This window comes from Pseudomonas sp. HY13-MNA-CIBAN-0226, from assembly GCF_040310305.1.
In the GTDB taxonomy this organism is placed as follows: Bacteria; Pseudomonadota; Gammaproteobacteria; order Pseudomonadales; family Pseudomonadaceae; genus Aquipseudomonas; species Aquipseudomonas gregormendelii.
This window is the reverse complement of record NZ_JBEOPS010000018.1, coordinates 24300-49003: the sequence shown is the minus strand read 5'-3', so window position 1 is coordinate 49003 and position 24704 is coordinate 24300. Positions and strand designations below refer to the sequence as shown.

Annotated in this window: 22 protein-coding genes; 4 read left to right on the top strand and 18 right to left on the bottom strand. The window is 59.5% G+C overall.

Annotated features, from left to right (window positions below; translation table 11 throughout):
• The first annotated feature begins 3 nt into the window (after window positions 1–3).
• Complete coding sequence (locus AAEZ05_RS19845; protein ID WP_045059378.1) at window positions 4–1272, top strand: OprD family porin; 1269 nt, start codon at window positions 4–6, stop codon at window positions 1270–1272.
• An 8-nt stretch (window positions 1273–1280) separates the two neighbouring features.
• On the opposite strand, the gene AAEZ05_RS19840 is transcribed toward AAEZ05_RS19845, so the two are convergent.
• Window positions 1281–1517 carry a DUF2790 domain-containing protein gene (locus AAEZ05_RS19840; protein ID WP_045059379.1) on the bottom strand — a complete coding sequence of 79 codons (237 nt, stop codon included), beginning with the start codon at window positions 1515–1517 and terminating at the stop codon, window positions 1281–1283.
• Between the two features lie 187 nt (window positions 1518–1704).
• Here AAEZ05_RS19840 and AAEZ05_RS19835 point away from each other — a divergent pair, with 187 nt between their 5' ends.
• Entirely contained in the window at window positions 1705–2394 is a 690-nt protein-coding gene (locus tag AAEZ05_RS19835) for an energy-coupling factor ABC transporter permease (RefSeq protein ID WP_045059380.1), read from the top strand.
• A 36-nt stretch (window positions 2395–2430) separates the two neighbouring features.
• On the opposite strand, the gene yacG is transcribed toward AAEZ05_RS19835, so the two are convergent.
• From yacG to pilB, 5 genes are read right to left on the bottom strand one after another with little or no spacing between them, the layout of a single operon-like run.
• The gene (gene yacG, locus AAEZ05_RS19830; RefSeq protein WP_045059381.1) at window positions 2431–2631 is read right to left on the bottom strand and encodes a DNA gyrase inhibitor YacG; all 201 of its coding nucleotides are present in this window, start codon (window positions 2629–2631) and stop codon (window positions 2431–2433) included.
• Complete coding sequence (gene coaE / locus AAEZ05_RS19825) at window positions 2628–3251, bottom strand: dephospho-CoA kinase (RefSeq protein ID WP_045059382.1); 624 nt, start codon at window positions 3249–3251, stop codon at window positions 2628–2630. Before coaE ends, yacG begins: the two co-directional genes overlap by 4 nt.
• Window positions 3248–4120, bottom strand: a complete 873-nt coding sequence (locus AAEZ05_RS19820) for a prepilin peptidase (protein WP_350648520.1) — start codon at window positions 4118–4120, stop codon at window positions 3248–3250. Before AAEZ05_RS19820 ends, coaE begins: the two co-directional genes overlap by 4 nt.
• A gap of 1 nt (window position 4121) precedes the next feature.
• Window positions 4122–5339, bottom strand: a complete 1218-nt coding sequence (locus tag AAEZ05_RS19815) for a type II secretion system F family protein (protein ID WP_350648518.1) — start codon at window positions 5337–5339, stop codon at window positions 4122–4124.
• Between the two features lie 2 nt (window positions 5340–5341).
• Window positions 5342–7039 (bottom strand): type IV-A pilus assembly ATPase PilB, encoded by a 1698-nt coding sequence (gene pilB / locus AAEZ05_RS19810; RefSeq protein ID WP_350599478.1) that lies wholly within the window; start codon window positions 7037–7039, stop codon window positions 5342–5344.
• A 225-nt stretch (window positions 7040–7264) separates the two neighbouring features.
• Between pilB and AAEZ05_RS19805 the strand changes: the two genes are divergently transcribed.
• Together AAEZ05_RS19805 and AAEZ05_RS19800 are read left to right on the top strand one after the other, a co-directional pair.
• Window positions 7265–7684: a pilin gene (locus tag AAEZ05_RS19805; protein ID WP_350648516.1), complete on the top strand. Its 420-nt coding sequence runs from the start codon at window positions 7265–7267 to the stop codon at window positions 7682–7684.
• A gap of 321 nt (window positions 7685–8005) precedes the next feature.
• Window positions 8006–8362 carry a BON domain-containing protein gene (locus AAEZ05_RS19800; protein WP_045059387.1) on the top strand — a complete coding sequence of 119 codons (357 nt, stop codon included), beginning with the start codon at window positions 8006–8008 and terminating at the stop codon, window positions 8360–8362.
• 257 nt (window positions 8363–8619) lie between these two features.
• Here the strand turns inward: AAEZ05_RS19800 and AAEZ05_RS19795 are convergent, their stop codons facing one another.
• The 12 genes from AAEZ05_RS19795 to AAEZ05_RS19740 form a co-directional block, all read right to left on the bottom strand.
• Entirely contained in the window at window positions 8620–8916 is a 297-nt protein-coding gene (locus AAEZ05_RS19795) for a DUF2845 domain-containing protein (protein ID WP_502947780.1), read from the bottom strand.
• On the bottom strand, window positions 8916–11867 hold the full coding sequence (locus AAEZ05_RS19790; RefSeq protein WP_350648510.1) for a DUF748 domain-containing protein: 2952 nt from the start codon (window positions 11865–11867) through the stop codon (window positions 8916–8918). The genes AAEZ05_RS19795 and AAEZ05_RS19790 overlap by 1 nt, the downstream gene beginning before the upstream one ends.
• A gap of 93 nt (window positions 11868–11960) precedes the next feature.
• Complete coding sequence (locus tag AAEZ05_RS19785; RefSeq protein ID WP_350599483.1) at window positions 11961–12977, bottom strand: class I SAM-dependent rRNA methyltransferase; 1017 nt, start codon at window positions 12975–12977, stop codon at window positions 11961–11963.
• A 143-nt stretch (window positions 12978–13120) separates the two neighbouring features.
• On the bottom strand, window positions 13121–13993 hold the full coding sequence (locus AAEZ05_RS19780) for an oxygenase MpaB family protein (protein WP_045059390.1): 873 nt from the start codon (window positions 13991–13993) through the stop codon (window positions 13121–13123).
• A 100-nt stretch (window positions 13994–14093) separates the two neighbouring features.
• Window positions 14094–16031, bottom strand: coding sequence for an acetate--CoA ligase (gene acs, locus AAEZ05_RS19775; protein ID WP_350648508.1), 1938 nt, complete (start codon window positions 16029–16031; stop codon window positions 14094–14096).
• A 160-nt stretch (window positions 16032–16191) separates the two neighbouring features.
• Window positions 16192–17856 carry a glucose-6-phosphate isomerase gene (pgi, locus tag AAEZ05_RS19770; RefSeq protein ID WP_122839035.1) on the bottom strand — a complete coding sequence of 555 codons (1665 nt, stop codon included), beginning with the start codon at window positions 17854–17856 and terminating at the stop codon, window positions 16192–16194.
• 229 nt (window positions 17857–18085) lie between these two features.
• Window positions 18086–18466 carry an aspartate 1-decarboxylase gene (gene panD / locus AAEZ05_RS19765; protein ID WP_003228271.1) on the bottom strand — a complete coding sequence of 127 codons (381 nt, stop codon included), beginning with the start codon at window positions 18464–18466 and terminating at the stop codon, window positions 18086–18088.
• A 92-nt stretch (window positions 18467–18558) separates the two neighbouring features.
• Entirely contained in the window at window positions 18559–19419 is an 861-nt protein-coding gene (panC, locus tag AAEZ05_RS19760; RefSeq protein WP_045059394.1) for a pantoate--beta-alanine ligase, read from the bottom strand.
• Window positions 19416–20216 carry a 3-methyl-2-oxobutanoate hydroxymethyltransferase gene (panB, locus tag AAEZ05_RS19755; protein ID WP_045059395.1) on the bottom strand — a complete coding sequence of 267 codons (801 nt, stop codon included), beginning with the start codon at window positions 20214–20216 and terminating at the stop codon, window positions 19416–19418. Before panB ends, panC begins: the two co-directional genes overlap by 4 nt.
• A gap of 357 nt (window positions 20217–20573) precedes the next feature.
• Window positions 20574–21053 (bottom strand): 2-amino-4-hydroxy-6-hydroxymethyldihydropteridine diphosphokinase, encoded by a 480-nt coding sequence (gene folK / locus AAEZ05_RS19750; protein ID WP_350648506.1) that lies wholly within the window; start codon window positions 21051–21053, stop codon window positions 20574–20576.
• Between the two features lie 3 nt (window positions 21054–21056).
• Window positions 21057–22457 (bottom strand): polynucleotide adenylyltransferase PcnB, encoded by a 1401-nt coding sequence (locus AAEZ05_RS19745; protein ID WP_045059397.1) that lies wholly within the window; start codon window positions 22455–22457, stop codon window positions 21057–21059.
• A 794-nt stretch (window positions 22458–23251) separates the two neighbouring features.
• Window positions 23252–24691 carry a sigma-54-dependent transcriptional regulator gene (locus tag AAEZ05_RS19740; RefSeq protein WP_350648504.1) on the bottom strand — a complete coding sequence of 480 codons (1440 nt, stop codon included), beginning with the start codon at window positions 24689–24691 and terminating at the stop codon, window positions 23252–23254.
• Window positions 24692–24704 lie beyond the last annotated feature (13 nt).

Below are 24704 nucleotides of genomic sequence, written 5' to 3'. Positions count from 1 at the left end.
ACGATGAAACAGATTGTTCCAACAACCGGTTCGGTGTTGTCCATGGCGCTCGTCTCGAGTTTCTCCGCCGGTGCGCTGGCGGCAGAGGCTGGCTTTATCGAAGACACCACGGCCACCTTGCAAGCGCGCAATTACTACTTCAGCCGGGACTTCTCCGACATCGTCGGGGCAAACCGGCAGTCGAAGGCTGAAGAGTGGGCGCAGGGCTTCATTCTCAACGTCAAATCAGGCTACACCCAGGGGCCCGTGGGATTTGGCGTGGACGTGATCGGCCTGCTCGGCCTCAAGCTCGACAGCGGTCCCGACCGGGTCAATACCGGTTTGCTGCCGGTGAAAGATGATGGGCGCGCGGCCAACGATTACAGCCGACTCGAAGCAGCCTTGAAGGTCCGCTACTCGAAAACCGAAATCAAGGTGGGGGAGTTGCAACCAAATGTGCCGGTGCTGGCGTTCAGTGATATCCGCCTGCTGCCGCCGAGCTATCAGGGTGCGAGCATCAGTTCCAGTGAGATCAACGGCCTGACATTGCAGGGCGGCCACTTGAACTCCACCAGTCTGCGCAACGAAGCGGGCGACGAAAAAATGCAGGCCATGCTGGGTCACGTGCCGCAGCGTCAAGTCAGCAGCGACGGCTTCAATTTTGCCGGTGGCGATTACGCCTTCAACGATAAACGCAGTTCCGTCAGCGCCTGGTACGGGCAGTTGGAAGATATCTACAACCAGCGTTTTCTGGGCCTCAAACACAGTCAGCCGACGGGCGACTGGATTCTGGGAGCCAACATTGGTTATTACGATTCACGCGAAGATGGCAAAAAACTGCTGGGTAATATCGACAACCAGGCGTTCTTTTCGCTGTTGTCGGCCAAGCGTGGCGGCCATACGTTCTATGTCGGTTACCAGGGGATGTTCGGTGACAGCGCCTTTCCACGGGTGTTTGCCAACATATCGCCACTGGGCAACGAGGTGCCGACCTATGAGTTTGCCTCCACCGACGAGCGCTCGTGGCAAGCGCGTTACGACTACGACTTCGCCGCTTTAGGCGTGCCGGGTCTGACCAGTACCGTGCGTTACATTTCCGGTAATAACGTCGACACCGGGAAAGGGTTCGAGGGCAAGGACCGCGAGCGTGATCTTGACCTTGGATATGTCGTGCAAAGTGGTAGCCTCAAAGGCGTTGGGGTTCGTGTGCGCAATGCAATGGCGCGCTCAAACTACCGCAGTGACATTGACGAGAATCGCCTGATCCTCAGCTACACATGGACCTTGCTGTGATGCGTTGATTACAGGTCGCAATTGCCCATGACTTGATAGGTGACTCGCTGAGTCTGGCCCTGATGATCGATGTAGACCATGGTGGCCGGTACGACATCGCAGCCGGTCGGGGTGTCGCTGACGGACACTACCTTGGCGATGTCCAGCGGATGTGCCGGGTCGTAGGGAGTGGCAGCGGGTTCGTTGGTGGCGGCCATGGCCGAGGTGGCGACGAAGGCCAAAAGCAGGGCAGTGAGGGTTTTCATCTGGATTCTCCTGGTTGATTCTGTTGGTTGAATTTTAGTCTTTGCTTCCATTGGATAAAGGGGGGCGGGGCCGATTCAGCGTTGCAGGCTACGTAACAATCGATGGTGTCCACTTCGATCGGTGCGGTGCAACCACCACGGTGTAGACTGAAAATCCTCCCGGTACGGAAAAGGAGCAAGCACAGCCATGATCGGCGCCGAGCTACTGTCAGCTGAAACCCTGACCATCGGATGGGTGATCTACGTTCCGATTCTGCTCTGGGCCATTGCACGCTCGCCCTGGGTCGAACTGTTCAGCGATCGCCGCCGCCAGCACCTGTTGTTTGGTACCGTGTTCGCCCTGTTCATGCTCTGGCTGGTCAGGCGGGATTTTGATACGGGCGTGTCCTATCACTTTCTCGGCATGACTGCGGTGACCCTGCTGCTCGACTGGCCACTGGCAATAGTCGGCGGGTTTGTTGCGCAAGCGGGGTTGGTCATGCTCGGGCGCCAGGACCTGGCGGCGATGGGGGTGAACGGTGCTTTGCTGATCATGCTGCCGGTGTTGATCACCGAGTGCTGCGCCATCCTGGTCGAGCGCGCACAACCGCGTAATCCCTTCGTCTACATCTTCGTATCCGGTTTTTTCGCCGCAGCGCTTTCGGCCCTGCTGTGCCTGCTGCTGGCGCTGTGGTTGCTGTGGTTCGACGAGCGCTTCGTGATGCCTTACTGGCTGGAGGATTTCGTCGGTTACCTGTGGCTGATCATTTTCCCCGAAGCGTTTATCAACGGCATGATCGTCAGCGCACTGGTGGTGTTCAGCCCCGAGTGGCTCGAAACCTTCAATCGCACGCGCTACCTGTCCGCGCCGTGGAAAGACGACGACCCCAAGGCATGATCCTCACCTGGCGGCCGACGTCGTGCAGGTCGGCCATCAATGACGAGGTTCAAAGTCCTCGCTGAACAGGTCGTCTTCGGCATCCGGGCTCACCGGAATCTTGTGTTCTTCCGACGCCCAGGCGCCCAGGTCGATCAGTTTGCAGCGGTCCGAGCAGAACGGCCGGAAGGTGTTGTCAGCACTCCATTCGACCGGGGCGCCGCAGGTGGGGCAGTTGACGGTTGGGGTTTGGCTCATGACTGGCCTCCACGCAATGTTAGGTAAAAGTGGTGCAGGCGCTCGACCTCGCTGTGCAGCCAGGCGAGGTCGCGGTCGTTGACCACCACATCGTCGGCATGGCTCAAGCGGTCCTGGCGACTGGACTGTGCCTTGAGGATCGCCTGGACTTGCTGTTCGCTGGTCTGGTCGCGCTGCAAGGTGCGTTCTATCTGCAGCTGCTCGGGTGCATCGATCACCAGCACCCGCTGGGTCATGGCGTACTGGCCGGACTCGATCAGCAATGGCGAAACCAGAATCGCATAGCGCGATTGTGCCTTGGCCAGGTGATCGCTGATTTCCCTGGCGATCAGCGGATGCAGCAGCGCCTCGAGCCAGCGACGTTCTTCGGGAACTTCGAAGATCAGTTTGCGCAACGCCGCGCGGTCGAGTTGGCCGTCGGCTTGCAGCACGTCGGCACCGAAGTGCCCGGCGATCTGCGCCAGCGCCGGGCGACCGGGTTCAACCACCCAGCGCGCGGCATGGTCGGCATCGATCACGTGCACGCCCAGGTCAATGAAGTGCTGGGCGGCCGCGCTTTTGCCGCTGCCGATGCCGCCGGTCAGGCCAAGAATCCAGGGTTTTTCCACAGGGGTATTCATTTCAAACCGACAAACTGCCAATAGAAGTCGGTTATTTGACCACCCCAGAGCAAGGCAATCCAGCCGGCAATTGCCAGATACGGCCCAAAGGGCATCGGCGTCGAGGTTTTTGCGTTGCGCATACGCAGCATGGCCACGCCAATGATGGCGCCGACCAGGGAAGACAGGAGGAGCGTCAGGGGCAGGATCTGCCAGCCACCCCAGGCGCCGAGCATCGCCAGCAGCTTGAAATCACCGTGCCCCATGCCGTCCTTGCCGGTCACCAGCTTGAACACCCAGAACACCGACCACAGCACCATGTAACCGGCGATCGCGCCCCACAGCGCTTCGTGGAGCGGCACGAACAGGGTAAAACTGTTGGCGATCAACCCCAGCCACATCAGTGGCAATACCAGGACATCCGGGAGCAATTGATGCTCGGCGTCGATCAGGCTCATGGCCAGCAGGCCCCAGGTCAGGAACAGCACCAGGCAGGCTGGCCAACCGAAGCCAAAGTGCCAGGCGATGAACCCTGACAGCAGGCCACAGGCCAGCTCGGTCAACGGGTAGCGCTTGCTGATCGGCGCAGCGCAGCCGGAGCAGCGGCCGCGCAAGAACACGTAACTGATGACCGGGATGTTCTCCCACGCCCGGATCGAATGGCCACAGTGGGGGCACTGGGAGTGAGGCAGCATCAGGTTGTAAGTCGGCAGTGGTGCAGGAGCGGGATGGCCGAGCATGTCTTGCGCTTGCAGGCGCCATTCACGCTCGAGCATCTTGGGCAGCCGCCAGACTAGCACATTCAGAAAACTGCCCACCAGCAAGCCAAGCACCAGGGCCAGAGCAACGAAGCCCAGTGGGTAGTGCTGCAGAATTTCATTCAAGGGCATGTCAGATCGCTGCGCCGAGTTGGAAGATAGGCAGGTACATCGCAACCACCAGGCCGCCGACGACAACCCCCAGCACCACCATGATAAACGGCTCCATCAGGCTGGTGAGGTTATCGACCATGTTGTCGACCTCGTCCTCGTAGAAGCTCGCGACTTTGTCGAGCATGTCGTCGAGGGCGCCCGACTCTTCGCCGATGGCTGCCATCTGGATGGCCATGTTGGGGAAAACCCCGGAAGTGCGCATGGCGAAGTTCAGCTGCATCCCGGTCGATACGTCCTGCTTGATCCGCAGCACCGCACGCTTGAACACGATGTTACCGGTGGCGCCGGCCACCGATTCCAGGGCCTCCACCAGCGGCACACCGGCGGCGAAGGTGGTGGAGAGGGTGCGGGCGTAGCGGGCCACGGCCGATTTATACAGCAGGGTGCCGACCAGGGGCAGCTTCAACAGCCAGACGTCGGTGCGATCACGGAATGCCTCGGAAGTCTTGAAGGCGCGGCGGACTCCGAAAAATCCTGCAATCAGGACGCCGAGCAACAGCCACCACCATTGCTGGAGGAATTCGGAGAGACCGATGACCATCACGGTAAACGCCGGCAACTCGGCGCCAAAGCCCTTGAACACCGATTCGAACTGCGGCACGACCTTGACCAGCAGAATCCCGGTCACGATGATGGCGACGAACACCACAGCCAGCGGATAGGTCATGGCCTTCTTGATCTTGGCCTTGAGGCTTTCGCTTTTTTCCTTATAGGTCGCCACCCGTTCCAGCAGGGTGTCCAGGGCGCCTGCCTGTTCGCCCGCGTCCACCAGGTTGCAGTAGAGCTCGTCAAAATACTGCGGCTTCTTACGCAGGGACGCGGCAAAGCTGTTACCCGCCGCAACCTCCTGTTTGACCTCGTCCACCAGCTTGCGCATGGCCGGGTTCTCGAAGCCCTCGCCGATGATGTCGAACGATTGCAGCAGCGGTACGCCGGCTTTCATCATCGTCGCCATCTGCCGGGTGAACAGGGAGATGTCCTGAGCCTTGATGCGTTTACCCAGGTTGAGAATCGAGATCGACTTCTTTCTTACCTTGCCCGGGTTGATGCCTTGCTTGCGCAACTGCGCCTTGACCAGTGCCGGGCTCTGACCGTTCAGTTCGCCGGTCATCTTCGTGCCTTTCCTGTCCGTGCCTTCCCAGGCGTAGACACTGAGTTTCGCTGCTTTGACCGCCATGTTCAGTCCTTGGTGACCCGGTTGATTTCTTCAAGGCTGGTAATACCTTGCATGGCCTTGTGCAGACCGGAAGTACGCAGGTCATCAAAACCGTCCTTGCGCATCTGGATATCGATTTGCAGCGAGTTGCCTTCGGCCATGATCAGATGTTGCAGCGCCGGGGTGTTTTTGACCACTTCGTAAATCCCCACCCGGCCCTTGTAGCCGCCATTGCACAGATCGCAGCCAACCGGCTCATAGATGGTGAAGGAGCCGATGCGGTCCTCGGGAAAGCCTTCCTTGATCAAGGCTTCGCGGGGAATATCAATGGGTTTCTTGCAATGGCTGCACAGTTTGCGTGCCAGGCGTTGGGCGATGATCAGGCTGACCGAGGTCGCAATATTGAAACCCTGTACGCCCATGTTCTGCAGGCGGGTAAGGGTTTCTGCCGCGCTATTGGTGTGCAGGGTCGACAACACCAGGTGTCCCGTCTGAGCCGCCTTGATGGCAATTTCTGCGGTTTCGAGGTCGCGAATCTCGCCGACCATGATCACGTCCGGGTCCTGGCGCAGGAACGAGCGCAGGGCCTGGGCGAAATCCAGGCCTTGCCGGGGATTGACGTTCACCTGGTTGATACCTTCCATGTTGATCTCCACCGGGTCCTCGGCGGTGGAGATATTGATGTCCACGGTGTTGAGGATGTTCAGGCCGGTGTAGAGCGACACGGTCTTGCCCGAGCCCGTGGGCCCGGTGACCAGGATCATGCCCTGTGGCTGCTTCAGCGCGGCCATGTACAGGTCTTTTTGTACCGGCTCGTAACCCAGAGCGTCGATGCCCATCTGGGCGCTGGAGGGATCGAGGATCCGGATCACCACCTTTTCGCCCCACAGGGTCGGCAGGGTGTTGACCCGGAAGTCGATGGACTTGCTCTTGGACAGGCGCATCTTGATCCGCCCGTCCTGGGGTTTGCGGCGCTCGGAGATGTCGAGACTGGCCATGACCTTCAGGCGTGCGGCGATACGTCCTGACAGTTGAATCGGCGGCTTGGCGACTTCGCGCAGCATGCCGTCGGTGCGCATGCGCACGCGGTAGCTCTTTTCGTAGGGCTCGAAGTGCAGGTCGGAAGAACCGCTTTTGATCGCGTCGAGCAGCATCTTGTGAACGAAGCGCACCACGGGCGCGTCATCGGCATCCTGACCGCCAACGGAGTCCTGGCTGTCATCGGCAGATTCGATGTCCAGGCCGTCGAGGTCGACGTCGGCCATGTCTTCCAGCCCGGTGGACTGGGTGTCGAAGAGCTTGTCGATAGCGTCGCTGAGCTTGTCATCCTCGACCAGGATGGCTTCGGTGGTCAGCCCGGTACTGAACTGGATGTCATTGATGACCTGGTGATTGCTGGGGTCGGACATGCCGATGAACAGCTTGTTGCCGCGTCGCCACAGAGGCAGCACATGGTGCTGACGAACCAGTTTCTCGCTGACCAGCCCTTTGGGCAGGACTTCCTTGTCGAGGGCATTGAGATCGAACAGGGCCATGCCGAAATGCTCGGAAGCGATTTCGGCGACCAGCCGACTCTTTACCAGCTTGTTCTGCACCAGGTGGTTGACCAGCGAGGTGCGGTTTCTTTGGGACTGCTGATACGCCTGTTGCGCGCTTTTTTCAGTCAACAGCTCGGCCAGGACCAATTGTTTGGCCAGGCCGCTAAGAGCGATGTCATTCATTGGGATACCGGACGCAGACAGTTCATGACTTATAGCCTAGTCAAGGGACGGAGCCAAACCATGGCTGCAGAAGTGACAAAAAATGTCAGTTAGTGCGGTTTTCCAGGGCCTAGGAAGGGCCTGACAGAATCCGGCGCCCAAGCCGGCTGGGGAGCAGGCAATTGGCATGGGCTGTGCTGGAGATAATCCAGATCATGAGATTCCGACTCATGCATGGAGTTTTCTATGAATAACCAAAAAGGTTTTACCCTGATCGAGCTGTTGATCGTGGTGGCAATCATCGGGATTCTGGCGACGTTTGCGATTCCGGCTTACTCGAAGTATCAGGCCAAGGCGAAAGTGACGGCAGGTCTGGCGGAGATTTCCGCGCTGAAGGTGCCTTTTGAGGATGCGATGAATCAAGGTACCGACATCGCTGCAACGACTGCTGCGTTCAACGCCACGACCTCAAATTGTGTAACAGCTTCGACGGGAACAGGCAGTACAGGCGTCGGTAGTATTGTGTGCACGATTGCCAATGCGCCTGCTCCTGTCGTAGGTAAAACGATCACGCTGACCCGTTCAGCTACGACTGGTTGGACTTGCGCTACCAAGGTGGAACAGCAGTACGCGCCTAAAGGCTGCACAGGTGTTGCAGATACGTAAGTCTTGATTTCATTGTCTACATAGCTCTTCGAGTACCCCGCCTTGTGACAGAGGCGGGGTATTTTTTTGGGCGTGGTCATGGTGAGTTCAAAAAAACCCCACAATTCATGGCCTTAGGCCCACGCCAAAACCCGCAACTTGCATGTCGATAAATTCCAACTCATGCAATTTGCATGATTTCGAAAATAGTACAAAATACCAAGCCATTGATATATAAGGATTTTTTGTTCGTTTCAAAGTTGGCACAGCGTTCGCAATATACCCAGTAACCCTGCTGACAAGACACGCAGCAGACTTTCCAGAAAAACAGGAGTTACTCGTATGAAGAAGTTCGCTATCACTGCCGCTGCTGCTACCGCGCTGACCCTGACCATGGCCGGTTCCGCATTTGCACAAACTACCCAGGCTACCCAAGCACCAATGGTGCTGGCGGCTGGTGAAATGACCGAAGCCAAAGAAGCTACTTCCGATACCTGGATCACCACCAAAGTCAAAGCTGACCTGGTTACCGAAAAAGGCATTCCTGGTACCGACATCAAAGTCGAGACCAACAAAGGCGTGGTATCCCTGTCGTCCACCGTTGCTGTGACTGACGCTCAGAAAGATATGGCCGTAGCTATCGCCAAGAAAATCAAAGGCGTCAAAGCGGTCTCCGCTGATGGCCTGAAAGCCGAGTAAGGCAAGGCTTCTCGCCTGGACCGGGAGAAGGCGCGACAGACGGGCCGAGCTATACGTCTGTTGCTGCTTTGGAGTTCATGCGAAAGGTCATAAGGATGTGACCATTACAGGCCCCGGCATTCGTGTCGGGGCCTGTTTTATTGTGTCGGGAGGAAAGGATTTCTATTGAGTCGGTAGGAAAAGATCGCAGCCTCGTTTCACTCGACAGCTCCTACAAAGCTCCTACACAGCTTCCTACGCCCTACGTCCTGCGCCCTCTACAGGCCGCGTTTGCTTGTGATCTGCACCAGGCGATTACCTTCAAATCGCAAGAACTGATACATCCCGCCGTTCGGCCCGTAGGTCCATTCTTCTACCTGGTACTCCTCGCGCCGGTTCACGCTGCGTTTGTAGCCCAGCGGGTCCCGGGCGACCGGCTCGCCGCATTTTTGCAGAACCTCTGCAGTGCGGTCGCCGACGCTGATCAGTTGGCTGCCGCAGCGCAGGGTGTCGGCTGCCCAGGCCTGCCCGGCGAATGCCAGCAGAGCCAGGCCAAGGACGTGTATTCGGATCATCATTCGGCATCCAGGTGCAGGGGTGTAATGACTCGGCCGTCGCTCTGCGGTTCGCCGAGCGTGGCGTCGATGAAGTACACACGGTCGTCGGCCAGTTGGCACTTTTCGACCAGGTAATCCTTGATGCTGCTGGCGCGATCCTGACCAAGCTGACGCAACAGCACTTCGTTGGAACTCCAGAACCTGATCACGGCCTCGCGCATCTTCGCAGTGCGCTCTTCCTTGCCCAGGTCTTTCCATTCGGCAGGCGGCTGGGTCTTCAGGCGAGTGCGGTAGATGCCTTCCAGCAACGGACCTTTCTCGCTGTCCGGTACCTGCAGCAACCCGGCGTTGGCCGGTACTTTGTCGCCGCGACGCTGGAGCATCTTGTAGTAGTTGTACTGGTATTCCCGCTCAAGCCGTTGCTCGGCGATCAGTGGGCCGTCGCTGCTGGCGGCCGCAGTGCCTTCAATTTCCAGACGTAGCGCCGGGCGTTCCTTGAGGGCTTGCGAGAGCTTGACCAGGGCGGCCTCGGCGTCCTTGCTCAGCTCACTGGAACCTGGGGCAAAGGAGACGGTGCCCAGGTCCTGGGAACCGCCACCGCTGACCAGGCCGCCGATCAGCTTGAATGGCGCGGCAGCGGCTTTCACGATCAGGTTGCGCAGGGTTTGCCAGACAATAGGCATGACGCTGAATTGCGGATTGTTCAAATCGCCGGTCACCGGCAGCTCGATGGAAATCTTGCCGTCGACATCCTTGAGCAGGGCGATCGCCAGTTTCAGGGGCAGACTGACGGCGTCGGGGCTGTCGACTTTTTCGCCCAGTTGCAGTTGCTCGACCACCACCTTGTTTTCGGCCTTCAGCTGGCCTTTGGTGATCATGTAGTGCAGGTCGAGGTTGAGCCGGCCCTTGCGAATGCGATACCCGGCGAATTTGCCGGAGTAGGGCGTCAGCGTGGTCAGTTCCACCCGCTTGAAACTGGTGGCAATGTCGAGGCTGGCCATCGGGTCGAATGGGTTGACTGCACCCTTGATGGTCACCGGCGCGTAGCGATCGACCTTGCCCTTGACGTCAACGCTGGCGGGTTTCGCCTGGCGGCTGTCGATGGTGCCGATTGCGCCGTTGAGCTGCTGGACGGCCGTGGCGAAATTCGGGGTCAGGCTGAAGTCGGCAAAGTTGGCCGAACCATCATTGATGGCGATGCCGCCCACATGGATGCCCAGCGGCTTGTCCTTGCTGGCCGGTTTGGCGGCTGCACCCTTGGTGCTCGCATCGGCCGGTTGCGGGATCAGCAGGTCATCGACGTTGGTGGTGCGGTCATCATTGATCATGAAACGCACGTACGGCTGGAACAGGTTGACCTTGTCGATCGACAGGCTGTCGCCATGCTGGTAGTTCAGGCCTTCGACCACCACCTGTTGCCACTTGAGGAAGTCGCGGGTCTTGAGGGTGTCGAGGGTATGCAGTTGATCGACCTGGGCGCGGCCGGTGACGCTGAAAGCGAGCGGCTCGGTGCTTTTCAGGTCGACCGCCAGATCACTGCCCAGCATGCCGCTGCGCAGTTCCAGGCGAATGAACGGGTTGATGTAAGACTGGGCGACCCGCAGGTCGATGTCCTTGGTCTGCACCTTCAAATTGGCGGTGACCGGGGCCAGGTTGACCACGCCGTCTGCGGTGAGCTTGCCTTGCTTGCCGACGCCGGTGTCGAGCTTGAGGTTGAAAGGCGAGCCATTGAGGCTGTCGAAATTCTGCAGGTCGACGTTCAGCGGGCTCAGGTCCAGCTCTACGGCGGGCTGTGCCTTGCGGTCCGCCAGATGCACCTGGTAATTGCGCAGTTGCACGTCCTTGAGCAGCACTTGCCAGGGTTTGCCCGGCGCTGCCGGCTCGGGTTTCGGCGAGTCCGCGGCCGCCGGGGTGCTGGCGGGTTCGGCCTTGGCTATGGCGGCCGCTTTGGACGGTTGGCTGGCGAACAGTTTTTGCCAGTCGAGTTGCCCATCGGACTCCAGCGCGGCCCATGTTTCCAGTTTGTTGCTGCGGATCTTGCCGACGACAACCTGTTGTTTGGCCAGATCGATGGTGGTTTCAGTGACGTCCAGTCGTTCCAGCTTTGCCAATTGCCGCCCGTCCGGGGCCTTGATGGCGAAGGGCGAGACACTGAGCGCGAGGTTACTCAGCAGCAGCTCGGTTTGCTTGGACAGGTTGAGCTTGTAGTCGGTGCTCAGGCTGTAGACGCCGTCTTCCAGCACCAAGGGTGCCGAATCGCGCACATAAGGCCAGAACGCCTTCATCCTGCCGTCGGTGATCTTCAGTTTGCCTTCGGAGGCGATCGGGATGAGGCTGAAGTTGCCTGTCCAGTCGATCTGCCCGCCGTTGGGACCTGCGGCCACCAGCGTCATGTCGGCACTGTCTTCGGGCAGGGTGCTGAGGTTTTTCAGTTCGAAGTCGAGTTTGTCGTAGAGAAACTCGATAGGTTCGCTGGGTCGGGCATCTTTGAAATGCACCACGCCATCAGCCAGTTTGATCCGTTCAATTCGCAGCGGAAACGGCTTTGCATCCGGATCCGGCGGGACCGGTTCGCTGGCGGGAATTTTGAAGAGACCGAGCAGATTGAGTTTGCCTTCCTTGTCGAACAGGATTTCGCTCTTGGGTTTGTTCAGCTCAATGTCGGACAGGTGCAGCGCCTTGGTCCACAGGCTGTCGATCTGCAGGTTGGCGTAGAGCCGTTCGAACCCGACCTGCTCCTTGCCCGGTTCGCCAACGATCAGCCCCCACAGCGTTAATTCCAGGCTGAACGGATTGAGTTCGATGCGCTGGATGTGCGCAGGCACCGTTGCGTAATCGGCCAATTGTTGATTGGCGACCCGCAACGCGATGCCCGGCAAAATCAGAAACCCCAGCAGGCTGTAGAGAGCCAGAGCAGTCAACAAGGCGCCAATGGCGCGGATCAATCCTTTGGGCATGTGCGGCTTCATCTGTCTGAATCGGAGTGCGTTGGAGTATGGCACGCGATTCTGGTTCCGAAGTGGTCGCGCTTTGCAGGATTTCTATGAAAATGTCGAAGAATTTCAGAGTTGCAGGATCAAGGTCTTCAGCGGCGGCTGCTGATCCATCGACGGAAAGTCTGCCCCGGGGGTCATTACGGTCCATTCGCGAACCGGTCGGCCGGCCTTCTGCGCGCAGCGCAAAACCTGTTCGCGCCAGTCCTCCATGCTGACTTTCGCCAGATTGTTGCAGCAGATCAGCACACCGTTATCAGCCGTGCTCAGCAGCGCAGGCTTGAGCAGGCTCTGGTAGTCGCGCAGCAGGTCGACGGTGCCGAAAGCGCTCTTGGCCCAAGCGGGTGGGTCGAGCAGCACCAGGTCGTATTGACGCTGCTCCAGGCGCAGGTAAGCGGGAAGCTTGTGGCCGCGACGCTGGCTGATGGGCAGGCCGGCGAGTTGGCGGATCGCCGGGAAATAATCGGACTGGATGAATTCCATGGTCGGCAGTTGCGGGTTAAGCAGACCATTCTCGCGCCCGACCGCCAGGTTACCCTCGGCGAAGTCCAGGTTGCACACCTCCCGCGCGCCGCCGGCTGCGGCGCTGAGGCCGACGCCACAGGTGTAGGCGAACAGGTTGAGTACGCTTTTGCCTTGGCTGTGCGCCTTGACCCAGCCGCGGGTGTTACGCAGGTCGAGGAACAGCAGAGGATCCTGTCCGGCATGACGGCCGCGAACTCGATAGTTGAGGCCCCACTCGTGGCCGATCAGGTCCTGCAGCGCTGCTTCGTCGGCCCGGTAGACGGTGTCTTCGCGATCAATGCGCGAATTGCCCCGGGAGCGGTCGTTGTAGACCAGCAACGTCTCCAGGCCCAGGTGCTGGTTGATGGTCGCGTGCAGGCCAAGCAGGGCTTCGCGTTCCAGCGACTGGTGGAAGCTTTGCACCAGCAGTTGCGGGCCATAGCGGTCGATGGTCAGGCCGCCGGCGCCTTCCTGGCTACCGTGGAACAGGCGGTAGCAATCGGTGCCTTGTTGATGCAGCTCGGCGAGCAGGTCCTGGCGATGATCGAGGGCGGCGCGCAGCGCCTGATTCAAGGAAGACATGCTGTGCGCCTTGCAGAGGGAATTTGGCGCGGGAGTTTAACAGCTTGGCTGTTAACCGAGGTGCTGCCATTGCGAGCAGGCTCACTCCCACGTTGGATTTTTGACTATTCTTCCCTGTGGGAGCGAGCCTGCTCGCGATGCTTTTAGCTGAGCAATCCCATCCGCCGCTTTGCCCGCTGCACCGAACCATTACGCACGGCCCAGCGCAGCATCGGCGCACTTCGATTGATGCTGGCGCGGATCAGCTTGCGTTGCAGCGGGCTTTGACTTACGCCTAGCATGTCACTGGCCCAATCGGGCAGCAGGTCAATTCCGGCCTGCATCATCAGGCCGCCAAAGGGCTTGGCCAGGCGGCTCGGAGCTGGGGCGTTGAGCAGCAACTGCAACACTTCGCGACTGCGCTCATCGCACAATAGTTGCGGGCGAATACTCTCCAGGTAGTGGGATATTTCCAGCCGGGAGCGGGGCACATCCCGGGCACCCAGGCGTTCGGCGATCAGCGCGATCTCGGCGTAGTAACGGTCCTGATCGGCCAGCGACAACTGTGGGTTGCGGTAACGCAGATGCGCCGCAAGAAAGTTGCTGACTTCCGCCACATGCACCCATGTCAGCAAAGACGGATCGCTGGCGGCGTAAGGCCGTCCATCGGGTGCCGTGCCGGTGACCTGCAAATGGATGGTGCGAACCTTCTCGATCAGCCAGTCGGCATCCTTTCGCGAGCCGAAAGTAGTGCCAGAGATGAATTGGCCCGTGCGGCGCAATCGACCCAGCATGTCTTCACGAAAATTTGAGTGGTCCCATACTCCGGCCAGCGCCAGGGGATGCAGGGCTTGCAACATGAGTGCACTGATACCGCCGATCAACATGCTGCTGAAGTCGCCATGCACCTGCCAGCTCACCGAGTCGGGGCCAAACAAGCCAGGATCGCCCTTGGGGTTCTCCAAGTCGAGCGTGCCAAGCGACAGGCCCGTGAGGCTCATGATCTGCGTTTCGATGCGGGTGCGGATGAATTCCATGGTGACTCTGAGGAAAATAAATGGGTGTGCGCGCGTGTACTGTAGGAGCAAGCTCGCTCCTACAGGGCGGATCCCACCACGCGCGGTAACAGGCAATACGTTATTGGTTCAGGCGTTTATCCACCAGATCCTCAACCACGCTTGGGTCGGCCAGGGTCGAAGTGTCGCCCAGGCTGTCGAGCTCATTGCAGGCGATCTTGCGCAGGATACGCCGCATGATCTTGCCTGAACGGGTTTTCGGCAAGGCCGGAGCCCATTGGATCAGGTCCGGTTTGGCGAAGCTGCCGATTTCCTTGCTGACATGCTCCAGCAGTTCCTTCTTCAGTTGATCATTGGCTTCGGTGCCATTCATCGGCGTGACGAAGGCGTAGATGCCCTGGCCCTTGAGGTCGTGCGGGTAGCCGACCACCGCCGCTTCGGCAATGCTGTCGTGGAGCACCAGGGCGCTCTCGACTTCTGCGGTGCCAATACGATGGCCCGACACGTTAATCACGTCGTCGATGCGCCCGGTGATCCAGTAATCGCCATCCTCGTCCCGCCGCGCGCCATCGCCGGTGAAATAGTAGCCGGGGTAGGGCTTGAAGTAGGTGTCGACCATGCGCTGCGGATCGCCGTAAACGCTGCGGATCTGCGCCGGCCAGCTGGACTTGATCGCCAGCACCCCGCTGCCGGCGCCTTTGATTTCCTTGCCGGTGTCATCGAGCAATACCGGTTGCACGCCAAACATCGGTTGAGTGGCGCAGCCGGGCTTGATCCGCTGGGCGCTGACCAGGGGGCTGAGCATGATGCCGCCGGTCTCGGTCTGCCACCAGGTATCAACGATCGGGCAGCGCTGTTCGCCCACGGTATTGAAATACCAGTCCCACGCCTCCGGGTTGATCGGCTCACCGACGCTGCCGAGTAATCTGAGGCTCGCGCGGGAGGTTTCCTTCAATGGTTCGGGGCCTTCACGCATCAGCGAGCGCAGGGCGGTGGGTGCGGTGTAGAAGATATTGACCTGGTGTTTATCGATCACCTGCCAGAAGCGCGAACTGCTGGGAAAACTCGGCACACCTTCGAAAATCAGCGTGGTCGCGCCATTGGCCAGCGGGCCGTAGACGATATAACTGTGGCCGGTGACCCAGCCGACATCAGCGGTGCACCAGAAGACTTCTTCGTCGCGATAATCGAGCACGTATTTGAATGTCATCGCCGCTTGCAGCAGATAGCCCCCGGTGGTGTGCAGGACGCCTTTGGGTTTGCCGGTGCTGCCGGAGGTGTAGAGGATGAACAGCGGGTCTTCGGCGTCCATCGGCTCGGGCGGGCAATCGTCGCTGACCTCGCGCACGGCCTGGTGATACCACAGATCGCGCCCTTCAACCCATTCAACATCACCCTGGGTGCGCTCGACGACGATGACCGTGCTGACGTCAGGACAACTTTGCAGCGCCTTGTCGACTTTCGCTTTCAACGGCACGACCTTGCCGCCGCGCACCCCTTCATCGGCGGTGATCACCGTACGGCAATCAGCGTCGAGGATACGATCGCGTACGGAGTCGGGGGAGAATCCGCCAAATACCACCGAGTGCACCGCGCCGATTCGCGTGCAGGCGAGCATGGCGTAGGCGGCTTCCGGAATCATTGGCATGTAGATGCACACCCGATCGCCTTTCTTCACGCCACGGCTCTTGAGCACATTGGCCAGGCGGCAGACGTGGTGGTGGAGCTTGCGGTAGGTGATCTGGAGGGAGTCGACCGGGTCGTCGCCTTCCCAGATGATGGCGACCTGATCGCCGCGTTGTGCCAGATGACGATCGATGCAGTTGTAGCTGACGTTCAACCGGCCCCCGGCAAACCAGCTGGCTTCGCCGGTTTTCAGGTTGTAGCGCTGCACGGTCTCCCATGGCGCACTCCAGTCGAGGAAGCGTGTCGCTTGTTCTGCCCAGAAGGTGCTGGGGTGTTCGATGGATTGGCGGTACAGGCGCTGATAGTCGTCTTGACTGAGATTCGCAGCCCGGCGGACGGCATCGGCTTTGGGGAACGTGCTGATATCGAACATGACGGTTCCTTATTCTTGTTTGCACGACAAGAGGGGAGCTGCGCGACCCTCGTAGGAGCTGTCGAAGGCTGCGATCTTATGGTCTTCAAAAGCAAAATCAAAAGATCGCAGCCTTCGGCAGCTCCTACAAGGTTAGTACCCCCGCAGGAACGGCGTCAGGTTAACCGCGGTGACGACCGCGGAAGTAGTTGATCAGACCTTGTGTAGAGGCATCGTCAGCCGGCGTTTCTTCGCTGCCAACCAGACGGTTGTAGACGCCTTTGCCCAGCTCCTTGCCCAGCTCCACACCCCATTGGTCAAAGGCGTTGATGCCCCAGATCACGCTCTGCACGAAGACTTTATGCTCGTACATCGCCACCAGCGCGCCGAGACGACGCGGGCTGATGCGCTCTACCACGAGGGTGTTGCTCGGACGATTGCCCGGGATCACCTTGTGCGGCGCGATCTTGTGTACGTCTTCTTCGCTCACGCCTTTGTCGCGCAGTTCGGCTTCGGCTTCGGCGAGGGTCTTGCCGAGCATCAGTGCCTGGCTCTGGGACAGGCAGTTGGCGTACAGCCACTGGTGATGGTCGGATACCGGGTTGAAGCTGACGATCGGCACGATGAAGTCCGCCGGGATCAGTTGAGTGCCCTGGTGCAGCAGCTGGTGATAGGCGTGCTGGCCGTTGCAACCAACGCCGCCCCAGATGACCGGCCCGGTGTCAGTGTTAACGGGCGTGCCATCCTGGCGGACGCTCTTGCCATTGGATTCCATGTCCAGCTGCTGCAAGTGCTTGGTGATGTTGCGCAGGTAGTGGTCGTACGGCAGGATCGCGTGGCTCTGCGCGCCCCAGAAGTTGCCGTACCAGACGCCGAGCAATGCCAGCAGCACCGGCATGTTCTGTTCGAAAGGTGCGCTCTGGAAATGCTGGTCCATGGTGTAGGCACCCGACAGCAGTTCCTTGAAGTTCGACATGCCAATGGCGAGGGCGATCGGCAGGCCGATGGCCGACCACAGCGAGTAACGCCCGCCAACCCAGTCCCACATCGGGAAGATGTTTTCTTCGCGAATACCAAAGGCCACGGCAGCGGCGTTGTTGCTCGAAACCGCGATGAAGTGGCGATACAGCTCGGCTTCCGAACCACCCTGGGCGAGGTACCAGGCGCGTGCAGCCTGGGCGTTCTTCAGGGTCTCGAGGGTATTGAAGGATTTGGACGAGACGATGAACAGCGTGGTCTCGGCCCGCAGCTTCATGGTCAGTTCGTGAAATTCGCTGCCGTCGATGTTCGCCAGGTAATGGCAGCGCACGCCTTTCTGGGCGTAGGACAACAGTGCTTCGGACACCAGCTCCGGGCCGAGGAACGAGCCACCGATGCCGATGTTCACCACGTCAGTGATTGGCTTCTCGGTGTAACCGCGCCACAGACCGTCGTGGATGCGGCCCACGAGATCGGTGATCTGGTTCAACACCTTGTGTACTTCCGGCATCACATTGACGCCGTTGACCGACAACTTGTCGCCTACGGGGCGACGCAGGGCGGTGTGCAGCGCAGGGCGTCCTTCGGACGAGTTGACGATTTCGCCTTCGAACAGCGACTTGATCGCGCCCTTGAGGTCGACTTCATTGGCCAGGCCCACCAGCAGGTTGCGGGTCTCGGCGTTGATCAGATTCTTTGAATAGTCGAGAAACAGGCCGCAGCTGCTGAGGGTGAATTGCGTGAAGCGCTGCGGATCGGCATTAAACGCTTCGCGCATGCTGAAATCCTGCATGGCTTGGCGGTGATCATTCAACGCTTGCCAGGCGGGCAGAGCGGTCACGTCGTGAGGAGTGCGGTAGTACGCCATCGCTGCGGGTTTCCTTTTTACTTGAACGGCTTTTGAACACTAAAAATACCGGATCGCTGCGGGTGGGCGTCCGGTCAACTGCGTCGTCACGTTTTCGTGGCGCAGGGCGAATACAGTAACTCTCGCGCTGCAATCTGTCTTGACTTTGTCTGACCCGTCCCCGGTACTTTTTTATACATGAAGACTGGGGCGAGCCGACAAACGGAAGGAAAAGGTGTTTCTGGTTCGATCAGGCGACCTGAACCGGGATGGCGTTGCTGGTGTGGCTCAGTTCGTTACCTGGTGCCATGTAGAGCATGCGCGGCTTGAAGTTGAGCAGCTCGGCTTCGCTGTAATGGGCGTAGGCGCAGATGATCACGCGATCGCCGACCTTGGCCTTGTGCGCAGCGGCACCATTGACCGATATCATGCGCGAGCCTTCTTCCCCGCGGATCGCGTAGGTGGTGAAGCGCTCGCCATTGTCGACGTTGTAGATCTGGATCTGTTCGTACTCACGGATGCCGGACAGGTCCAGCCATTCGCCGTCGATGGCGCAAGAGCCTTCGTAATCGAGAACAGCGTGGGTGACTTCGGCGCGATGCAGCTTGGCCTTGAGCATGATGGCGTGCATTTTTTGTTATCCCGGGTCGAAATTGGGTAGTGAAAGCTGAGGCAGATCCCATGTGGGAGCGAGCAAACCCGCTCCCAGGGGGAGCGCGGTGCTTAGGCGGGCGCGTCCAGGTTCAAGTGCAGGTTGTCGATCAACCGGGTTGTGCCGAGGAACGCAGCGACCAGAATCACCACATCCCGATCCTCGGGAGTAGCGGGACGCAAGTTTTGCCCCTGGCGAATTTCCAGGTAATCAGGGCGCAGCCCGGCCGCTTGCAGTTGCTGCAACTTGGCGTGGATCAGCCCCGGATAGTCGCGATCCCCTTGCTTGATCGCCTCGGCGATCTCGCTCAGCGTGCGATACACAATCGGCGCGACGGCCCGCTGTTCTTCACTGAGGAACCCGTTACGCGATGACAATGCCAGGCCGTCGGCCGCACGCACGGTCGGCTCGCCGATGATCTGGATGGGCATATTCAGGTCATGAACCAGTGACTTGATCACCGCCAGCTGCTGGAAGTCTTTCTGGCCGAAGATCGCCAGGTCCGGCTGAACCATGTTGAACAGCTTGCTGACGACCGTTGCCACGCCTTCGAAATGCCCAGGGCGGCTGGCGCCACACAAGCCTTCGGACAGTTGCGGCACACTGACCCGCGTCTGCCCGGCCATGCCATCGGGGTACATTTCCTCGACGCTCGGCGCGAACAGCAGGTGGCAGCCGGCCTGGAGCAGTTTTTCCTGGTCGGCGGCGAGGGTGCGCGGGTATTTGTCGAGGTCCTCGCCGGCGCCGAATTGCAGCGGATTGACGAAAATGCTCGCGACCACAAAATCCACCCGCTGGGTGGCCTTGGTCACCAGTGCGACATGGCCGCTGTGCAGGTTGCCCATGGTGGGCACAAAGCCGATACGTTTGCCTTCACTGCGGGCCCGCGCCACGGCGGCCCGGAGTTCGCGTACGGTTTTTACGGTGTTCATGCAGAGAATCCGTGTTCGATGCCTGGGAAAGTCGCCGCTTTGACTTCAGCCACGTAGGCGCTCAAGGCCGCCTGGATGCTCGGTTGTCCGGTCATGAAGTTCTTCACGAACTTGGGCACGCGCCCGGTGATGGACAGGCCCAGCATGTCGTGCAGCACCAATACCTGGCCGTCGGTCGCGTGACCTGCGCCGATGCCGATCACCGGGATTTTCACGGCGTGGGTGATTTCCTCGGCCAGCTCGCTCGGCACGCATTCCAGCAGCAGCATGGCCGCGCCGGCCTGTTCCAGGGAGATGGCGTCGGCACGCATCTGCCGCGCCTGATTTTCGCTCCGGCCCTGGACCTTGTAACCGCCGAGCATGTTCACCGACTGCGGCGTCAACCCCATGTGCGCGCACACCGGAATACCGCGTTCAGCCAGCAGGCGAATCGAATCCGCGAGCCACAATGCGCCTTCGACCTTGACCATATGCGCACCGGCCTGCATCAACAGGGCGCTGTTGGTCATGGCTTGTTCAGTGGTGGCGTAGGCCATGAACGGCAGGTCGGCGAGGATCAATGCGTCCGAATTGCCGCGTTTGACGCAGGCCACGTGGTAAGCCATTTCTGCGGTGCTGACCGGCAGGGTGCTGTCGTGTCCTTGCAGGACCATGCCGAGGGAATCGCCCACCAGCAGCACTTCAACCCCGGCCTCATTGCAGGCGTGGGCGAATGTCGCGTCATAGCAGGTCAGCATGGTGATTTTTTCACCTTTTTGCTTGAGACCTTGCAGGGTGGTCAGGGTAATGGCTGGCATCAAAAGGTTCCTCATTCAGGCGCTGTGGAAACTACTGCGAGTAACGCGCGTGATTCTTCGTTGAATACAGGCGCACGGTCTGTTGTCGTGCTTTTATGGCCTGAATTGCGCCCTGTAACGCCGTGTTGACGGCGGCGGGACGCCTATAGTCGTGAGGAGAACCCGGGAAGTCAATTGCATGTGTTACCGGGTTGTTACGGCAGGGGTGTTACCGGGGTAACTGATGCGATTCAGCACATGCAGACAAAACCAATGTGGGAGCGAGCCTGCTCGCGATAGCGGTGTATCAGCCAGCATCAATGTTGGATGACAGGCCGCTATCGCGAGCAGGCTCGTTCCCACAAGGGGGTATCAATTTTAGGGTAGGCGTTCCAGGCCGACGAACGGGCAGGCGAGAAGCAAGTCCTTGAGGCTGCGACCATCGGCCAAACGCAAATCCGCTGGTGCCAATTCGGCCAGCGGATAGAGAACGAAGGCCCGCTCCTGCATCTGGTAGTGAGGCACTGTGAGGCGAGGCAGGTCGATCAGGCGATCGCCAAACAGCAGGATGTCGAGATCCAGCGTGCGCGGGCCCCAGCGTTCCAGGCGCTGGCGGCCTTGTCCGTTCTCGATGGCTTGCAGGGCATCGAGCAGTTCCAGCGGCTCGAGGGTGCTGTCGAGGGCGGCAACCGCATTGGTGTAACGCGGTTGCCCGGGTAACAGCGAATCGCTTTGATAGAAAGCGGAAACCCCGGCCAGCGTGCTGTGCGGCAACTGCGCCAGCGCCTCGACGGCGCTGCGCAGTTGTTCGGCGGGGTCGGCCAGGTTGCTGCCCATGCCGATGTAGATGCGTTCCATCAATTACTCGCCGGTAGCGCTCGGGGCATCGGCCGCGCGTTTGCGCTTGGCGCCACCGCTGCGACGACGCTTGCGTGGGGCTCCGGTGCCTTCATCCTTGCCGCTGAGGTCGCGGATCATGTCGCGACGCTCGCTGTCGTTGGCATCCTGGTAGTCCGTCCACCATTCACCCAGGCCATCGGTCTGCTCACCCGCGCTTTCGCGCAACAGCAGGAAGTCGTAACCGGCGCGGAACCGCGGGTTGTCGAGCAACAGGTCGGCACGTTTGCCGCTGCGGCGTGGCAGGCGTTCCTGCATGTCCCAGATCTCGCGGATCGGCATGGTGAAACGCTTCGGAATAGCGATCCGCTGGCACTGCTCGGCGATCAGCTCGTGGGCAGCTTCCTGCATCGCCGGAATCGGTGGCATGCCGCGCTCTTGCAGGCGCAGTACGCGAGCGGGGAGGGCCGGCCACAGCAGCGCGGCGAACAGGAACGCCGGCGTCACCGGCTTGTTCTGCTTGATGCGCAGATCAGTATTGACCAACGCCTCGCTGATCAGCGTGTGGGTGTAGGTCGGGTTGTATTCCAGCGCCTCGGCACTGGCCGGGAACAACGGATCGAACAGCTGCAGGTCCACCAGCATTTCAAAGGTGTCTGCGGCATGCCCGGAGAGGAACAGCTTGAGGACTTCCTCGAACAAGCGTGCCGACGGGATTTCCCGCAGCATCGGCGCCAGCTCGCGAATCGGCGCGGCGCTGTGCTTTTCGATGCCGAAATTGAGTTTGGCGGCGAAACGCACGGCTCTGAGCATCCGCACCGGATCTTCCTGGTAGCGTTGCTTGGGGTCGCCAATCAAGCGAATCAGGTGATTGCGAATGTCGTGGACGCCGTTGGCGTAATCGAGGATGCGCTCACTGACCGGGTCGTAATAAAGGGCATTGATGGTGAAGTCGCGACGTTGCGCGTCTTCTTCCAGGGTGCCGTAGACGTTGTCGCGCAGGATTCGCCCGGACTCGTTGCGGGAAGATTGATTGCTGTCTTCTTCCTCGTCGTTTTGCGGGTGATTGGCACGGAAGGTCGCGACTTCAATGATTTCGCGGCCAAAGTGGATATGCACCAGCTTGAAACGGCGGCCAATGATCCGCGCATTGCGGAATTCGGCGCGGACCTGTTCTGGCGTGGCGCTGGTGGCGACGTCGAAATCCTTGGGCGTGATGCCGAGCATCATGTCCCGCACACAACCCCCTACCAGGTAGGCCTGGTAGCCGGCGTTTTGCAGGCGCTCGACGATATTCACCGCGTAACGGCTGAATTGACCCTTTTGCAGCGAGTGTTGGCCGCTGTTGAGCACTTCAGGCGTACTGCGAATGTGTTGCGTATGACGCTTGGGAGAACGGAATGACTGGAACAGCTTCTTCAGCATGGGATGCACTGTTTGAAGGAATGTTCGGCCATAACGAAGAATGACCGCATGATGGGCCGGGATTCTAGCATTTAGTCGAGGGATGGTGTAGGACGCAGGCGATATGACCTGTAGGAGCGAGCTTGCTCGCGAAAAATGTGATCGGTAATGCGGTTGGCCTAGGGCCCCATCGGTGCCTGAAGGTTCATCGCGAGCAAGCTCGCTCGTACAGGTAAGGCAAATCGCAGAAACCACAAGGGGAGCCGAAGCTCCCCAAGAAGTAGTTGCATGCTCTATTTTTATTATTGGTTTCGGGCTTTTTGTTTTTGTTAAGTGCCCTCGTCATGAAGTTTTTCCTTCATGACCCTCCCAATCGGGAGCCAAGAGCAAACGGATTGCTTTGGTCGCTGTGCTGCAGTGATCTATCGATCCAACCAGTTCAGGCTCTGTCTTAGGACAGTTTTTGTTGTTCTCGGCCTGGTCGTGGGGCAAGCCCCAAATACAACGCCTCTCCAAAAGAATCAGTTAGCTGCGCCTCTCGCCGTCTTGTTTTTATTGTGCGTGAGTCGATTCGTCTTATTTTTATTGTCTTGTGCATTGCTTGTTATTGTTCTTGTACCAGACATATAGCAGGGTGCGTGCCAACTTTTGTGAAACCCAGCAAAACAAGGGGTTAGGCTGGCTATCGAGCTTTTCGAGGGCCAAAAAAAGCCGGGGCTTCGTTACCGTAAGCCCCGGCTTCTGTTACGTGAAAAACCTCAGGTAACAGTTTTTTCACACATTCACCTGTTACCCGCACACTCGACAGCTGTCATTCAGCTCTCGCTGGCTACCCCGGTCTTGCGCCGCGGAATGCCCAGGCGTTGCCGGCGTTCCCACAGGCATTTACGGCTAACGCCGAGTTTGCGAGCCAGTTCGGTCTCGGTCATGTGGTCCTGGTGCTCGAGCACGAAGTGCTGGAAGTAGTCTTCCAGTGACAGGTCCTCGGTCGGCTCATGGCTGGTGTTACCCGGTCCATTACCCTGCTGCGGCGACAGGCCGATGAACTCATCGTCGTCAAGGTCGTTCAACTCGATGTCGATTCCCAGCAGCTCGGCGGAAATTTCCGGGCTCTCGCACAGAATCACTGCGCGCTCCACCGCGTTTTCCAGTTCACGAACGTTACCTGGCCAGGAGTAGTGTCGAATGGCCTGTTCGGCATCCGGGGCGAACTTGAGATCAGTGCGATTGACCCGCGCGCTCTGGCGAGCCAGGAAGGCGGTGGCGATTTCGTTGACGTCGGCACCCCGTTCGCGCAGCGCCGGCAATTTCAAGGCGATAACGTGCAGGCGGTAGTACAGGTCTTCACGGAACTGGCCAATTTTAGCCAGGCTCTTGAGGTCCCGGTGGGTCGCGGCGATCAGGCGTACATCGACCTTCTGCGACTGAACGGAACCGACCCGGCGGATTTCGCCTTCCTGCAACACTCGTAACAGGCGCGCCTGGGCTTCCAGTGGCAGTTCGCCGATTTCATCGAGGAACAGGGTGCCGCCATCGGCTGCTTCGACCAAGCCGGCACGACCGGCACTGGCGCCGGTGAATGCGCCTTTCTCGTGACCAAACAGCTCGGACTCGATCAAGCTTTCCGGAATCGCAGCGCAGTTCACCGAAATCATCGGTGCCTTGGCACGTCGGGACAGGTTGTGCAGGGCCCGAGCCACCAGTTCTTTACCGGTACCGGACTCACCCTGGATCAGGACATTGGAGTCGGTTGGCGCCACTTTGCGGATCTTGCTGTAGAGATCCTGCATGGGCGGGCACGAACCGATGATGCCGATCTCGCCATTGCTGTTGTCGGCTGCGTTTTTCGCCGCGCCAGGCGTGGCCTTGCCGGTCAGCGGCTCAGCGCCACTGCTCTGCAGCGATTGGCGGTCGCGCAGGATACGCGCGACAGCCTGGAGCATTTCGTCGTGATCGAAAGGCTTGGCGATGTAGTCCACCGCGCCCATCTTCATCGAGTCGACTGCCGAGCGCAGGCTTGCGTAACTCGTCATGATCAGCACGGGAGTGCCCTGGCCGAGCTTGATCAGCTCGGTGCCCGGTGCGCCCGGTAAACGCAGATCACTGACGATCAGGTCGAACGTGGGGATAGTGAATCGTTCTTGTGCTTCCTGCACAGAACCGGCTTCGCTGACCTGGTACTGGTTACGTTCCAGCAGGCGGCGCAAGGCGGAGCGGATAATTGTTTCGTCTTCGACGATCAAAATGTGCGGCATTGATTCGATACTC

What these genes read in the sequence shown, in the direction of transcription:
- yacG (WP_045059381.1), bottom strand. Translation starts at nt 2,631, where the DNA reads ATGAGCCAAACCCCAACCGTCAACTGCCCCACCTGCGGCGCCCCGGTC.
- AAEZ05_RS19815 (WP_350648518.1), bottom strand. Translation starts at nt 5,339, where the DNA reads ATGGCGGTCAAAGCAGCGAAACTCAGTGTCTACGCCTGGGAAGGCACG.
- AAEZ05_RS19845 (WP_045059378.1), top strand. Translation starts at nt 4, where the DNA reads ATGAAACAGATTGTTCCAACAACCGGTTCGGTGTTGTCCATGGCGCTC.
- AAEZ05_RS19800 (WP_045059387.1), top strand. Translation starts at nt 8,006, where the DNA reads ATGAAGAAGTTCGCTATCACTGCCGCTGCTGCTACCGCGCTGACCCTG.
- AAEZ05_RS19795 (WP_502947780.1), bottom strand. Translation starts at nt 8,916, where the DNA reads ATGATCCGAATACACGTCCTTGGCCTGGCTCTGCTGGCATTCGCCGGG.
- AAEZ05_RS19785 (WP_350599483.1), bottom strand. Translation starts at nt 12,977, where the DNA reads ATGTCTTCCTTGAATCAGGCGCTGCGCGCCGCCCTCGATCATCGCCAG.
- pilB (WP_350599478.1), bottom strand. Translation starts at nt 7,039, where the DNA reads ATGAATGACATCGCTCTTAGCGGCCTGGCCAAACAATTGGTCCTGGCC.
- folK (WP_350648506.1), bottom strand. Translation starts at nt 21,053, where the DNA reads ATGGAACGCATCTACATCGGCATGGGCAGCAACCTGGCCGACCCCGCC.
- coaE (WP_045059382.1), bottom strand. Translation starts at nt 3,251, where the DNA reads ATGAATACCCCTGTGGAAAAACCCTGGATTCTTGGCCTGACCGGCGGC.
- AAEZ05_RS19820 (WP_350648520.1), bottom strand. Translation starts at nt 4,120, where the DNA reads ATGCCCTTGAATGAAATTCTGCAGCACTACCCACTGGGCTTCGTTGCT.
- AAEZ05_RS19840 (WP_045059379.1), bottom strand. Translation starts at nt 1,517, where the DNA reads ATGAAAACCCTCACTGCCCTGCTTTTGGCCTTCGTCGCCACCTCGGCC.
- panD (WP_003228271.1), bottom strand. Translation starts at nt 18,466, where the DNA reads ATGCACGCCATCATGCTCAAGGCCAAGCTGCATCGCGCCGAAGTCACC.
- acs (WP_350648508.1), bottom strand. Translation starts at nt 16,031, where the DNA reads ATGTTCGATATCAGCACGTTCCCCAAAGCCGATGCCGTCCGCCGGGCT.
- AAEZ05_RS19780 (WP_045059390.1), bottom strand. Translation starts at nt 13,993, where the DNA reads ATGGAATTCATCCGCACCCGCATCGAAACGCAGATCATGAGCCTCACG.
- AAEZ05_RS19805 (WP_350648516.1), top strand. Translation starts at nt 7,265, where the DNA reads ATGAATAACCAAAAAGGTTTTACCCTGATCGAGCTGTTGATCGTGGTG.
- AAEZ05_RS19740 (WP_350648504.1), bottom strand. Translation starts at nt 24,691, where the DNA reads ATGCCGCACATTTTGATCGTCGAAGACGAAACAATTATCCGCTCCGCC.
- panC (WP_045059394.1), bottom strand. Translation starts at nt 19,419, where the DNA reads ATGAACACCGTAAAAACCGTACGCGAACTCCGGGCCGCCGTGGCGCGG.
- AAEZ05_RS19835 (WP_045059380.1), top strand. Translation starts at nt 1,705, where the DNA reads ATGATCGGCGCCGAGCTACTGTCAGCTGAAACCCTGACCATCGGATGG.
- panB (WP_045059395.1), bottom strand. Translation starts at nt 20,216, where the DNA reads ATGCCAGCCATTACCCTGACCACCCTGCAAGGTCTCAAGCAAAAAGGT.
- AAEZ05_RS19745 (WP_045059397.1), bottom strand. Translation starts at nt 22,457, where the DNA reads ATGCTGAAGAAGCTGTTCCAGTCATTCCGTTCTCCCAAGCGTCATACG.
- pgi (WP_122839035.1), bottom strand. Translation starts at nt 17,856, where the DNA reads ATGGCGTACTACCGCACTCCTCACGACGTGACCGCTCTGCCCGCCTGG.
- AAEZ05_RS19790 (WP_350648510.1), bottom strand. Translation starts at nt 11,867, where the DNA reads ATGAAGCCGCACATGCCCAAAGGATTGATCCGCGCCATTGGCGCCTTG.